Annotated in this window: 2 protein-coding genes; one reads left to right on the top strand and one right to left on the bottom strand. The window is 73.6% G+C overall.

Annotated elements, in window-relative coordinates:
- Positions 1-48: 48 nt before the first annotated feature.
- Entirely contained in the window at positions 49-1,776 is a 1,728-nt protein-coding gene (locus ABD236_RS30570) for an AfsR/SARP family transcriptional regulator (protein WP_344079303.1), read from the bottom strand.
- 723 nt (positions 1,777-2,499) lie between these two features.
- On the opposite strand from ABD236_RS30570, the gene ABD236_RS35115 reads away from it, so the two are divergent.
- Positions 2,500-2,563: biotin carboxylase N-terminal domain-containing protein (locus tag ABD236_RS35115; RefSeq protein WP_344069737.1), on the top strand; the 64-nt coding region annotated here is incomplete at its 3' end.

Genomic DNA, 2,563 nt, shown 5'->3' with positions numbered 1-2,563 from the left:
GGACACGGACTCACCTCGGCGCCCGAGCGCGTCCACGGCCGTGCGCGGTCAGGCCCCGATCCGCCGGGCCGGCCGCAGGAAGGGCGCGGAGTAGGCCCCGGCCGCCGGGCCCGGCTGCTCGTCGAGACCCTGGGAGCGGCCCTGGGGGCGGGTACGGGCCGAGCCAGGCCGTGCGTACACCTCACGCACCCGCCAGCGGCCCGGGAAGCCCTCGGCGGGGGCGTAGGAGACCTCGGGACCGGCGGCCGGGCGGGAGTCGTCGCAGACGAGGATCTCGCCGGGCGCGGCCTGGGCCAGCAGCCGCTGGCAGAGGTCCACGAGCGCCCCGTTGACGGACTGCGGCGAGCCGGGGTCGCCGGGGGCGAAGCGGACCAGCGCCCGGCCGGTCGCCACCGCCGCGTGCAGAGTCAGCCCCCGGTCGGCGGTCGAGCGGCGGGACGCGGGCCGACCGGGCGGCGCGACCGCGTCGCGAACGGCGGCGGCCGCCCGCAGCGCACGCAGTGCGGCACCGCCGGCCTCGGGAACGCCGCCAACGCCGCCACCGTCCTCGTCCTCGTCCCGGAACAGCCCGAGCGTGACCGGGCCGACGGAGCCGACGACACGGCCGCCGAAGTGCTCGATCCGCGCGCGCGTGGCGGCACTCACCCGCTCCAGCGTCTCGTCCAGGTCGACGGCCTCGTCGAGACCGAGACGGAAGTCGAGGCCGAGGTCCAGGTCGACGGCACCGGGGGCCGGGCCCCCGCCCGCGAGGCGCGCGACGGCGGCCCCGGGCTCGACCCTGGTCTGTACGAGGAGCACGCTCAGTTCCTGGCGCCGCACCACATCCGGCCGTACGACGGCCCGTTGGGGCGCGCTCGCCGCACGCCCCGTACGCTCCGGCGCGTGGCCGTGCCTGCGGTGGCCGGAGACGGCGGTCAGCGTACGGCGGCGGTCGGCGCGTTCGCACGGCTGGTCGGCGGCGGGGACGGCCGCGAGCGCCGGCGGCACGGCGGAGCCGGCCGGGCGCGCGGGCGCGAGGCTCAGGGACGGGTCGTGGGCGAGGATGGCGCGCTGGAGGCGGCGCAGCTCGTGGCCGGGCTCCAGGCCGAGGTCCTCCACCAGGGTGGCCCGCAGCCGGTTGTAGACGGCGAGCGCGTGGGCCTGCCGCCCGCAGCGGTACAGGGCCAGCATCAGCTGACCCGAGCTGCGCTCGCGCAGCGGCTCCGCCTCCACGGCGGCTTCCAGCTCGGCGAGGACCGCGTAGTGCTGCCCGCACGCCAGCTTCGCCTCGAAGTAGTCCTCCAGGACGTCGAGCCGGGTGTTCTGTACGGCGGTGAGCTCGGGCCACATGATGCCGGTCTCGGCGAGGTCGGCGAGGGCCGGGCCGCGCCACAGGGCGAGCGCCGCGCCGAGGGAGGCGACGGCCGCCTCGGGCCGCCCGCCCGCGAGTTCGGCCCGGCCCTCGCCGACCCGGCGCCGGAAGACGTTCAGGTCGATCTGGTCGGGGTCGGTGCGGATCAGATAGCCGGGCGCCCGGGTGACGAGCTCGGCCGCCTCCCCGTCCGGCCCCTCGGGCCCGGACTCGGCGAGGAGCCCGCGCAGCCCCCACACCGCGTTCTGGAGGATCTTGCGCGCCGTGACGGGCGTGTGGTCCGCCGGCCAGAGCGCGGACAGCAGCCGGCTCGTCGGGACGACCTGGTTGGCCTGGAGCAGCAGATAGCCCAGCGTCGCCCGCTGCTTGGTTCCTCCCAGCGGAACCTGCCGGCCGCCGGACGCCACTTCCAGCGGGCCCAACATCCGAAACCGCATAACTCCCCCAGTCCTGTGTGCACAGTCGTGCCGCATTGACTTGTTGAAGAGATTACAAACCGGGATCCCGGTTTGTCAAAGCTGTTAAACGCGGGCGAAATCCCCCAAAACTCCGGCCAGTTTGCGGGGTTCACACCTCAGCCCGCCCAGGGGAGGCGTACAGAACCGTACGACAGGTCGGTTTTAGCGTATGCGTCGGGCGAGGGGAACCGGCGGAGCAGCCTCCGGTTCGCCCGAGCCCGCCCCGAGCCGGCGCCGGCCACCGGAGCCGGCCCCTCCGCACCGCCGTGGTGAGCTGTCCGGGGGGTGCGGATGGCCTGGTGATCCCGCGAGCCGGGGAAGACGGAGAGCGGGGAATTCGGGGATTCCGGTTATCTCGGTCAGGAATGCATTACGTCCGACTGGTGAACCGGTCAACGCCGGGGAGCGAAGTCAAACCCGAAGTGATTTACGGCAATTCACTGCACCCCGCCGACCCGCGAGGGCAAGCCCCACCTGCGGCTCCCATCCGACTCCCTTGCAGGTCAAGGGGCTTGTGTGGGTCCGTCCGGCGTCCGACGCCACCCGTTTGACTTCCGGACGGTGGACAACTGCGGAGTAACGCCGGATACGGTCCCTCCAGGATGCTTCGAGGGTGGAGCTGTACAACCCACTGGGCGTTTCGTTCTCGATCTTTCCGCTTCAGCACCCGCAAGTTGAGGAGCAGTCGTCGTGCGCAAGGTGCTCATCGCCAACCGTGGCGAAATCGCTGTCCGCGTTGCCCGAGCGTGTCGGG

It is taken from the genome of Streptomyces crystallinus, from assembly GCF_039521265.1.
GTDB lineage: Bacteria > Actinomycetota > Actinomycetes > Streptomycetales > Streptomycetaceae > Streptomyces > Streptomyces crystallinus.
This window is presented reverse-complemented; position numbering and strand designations above follow the sequence as displayed.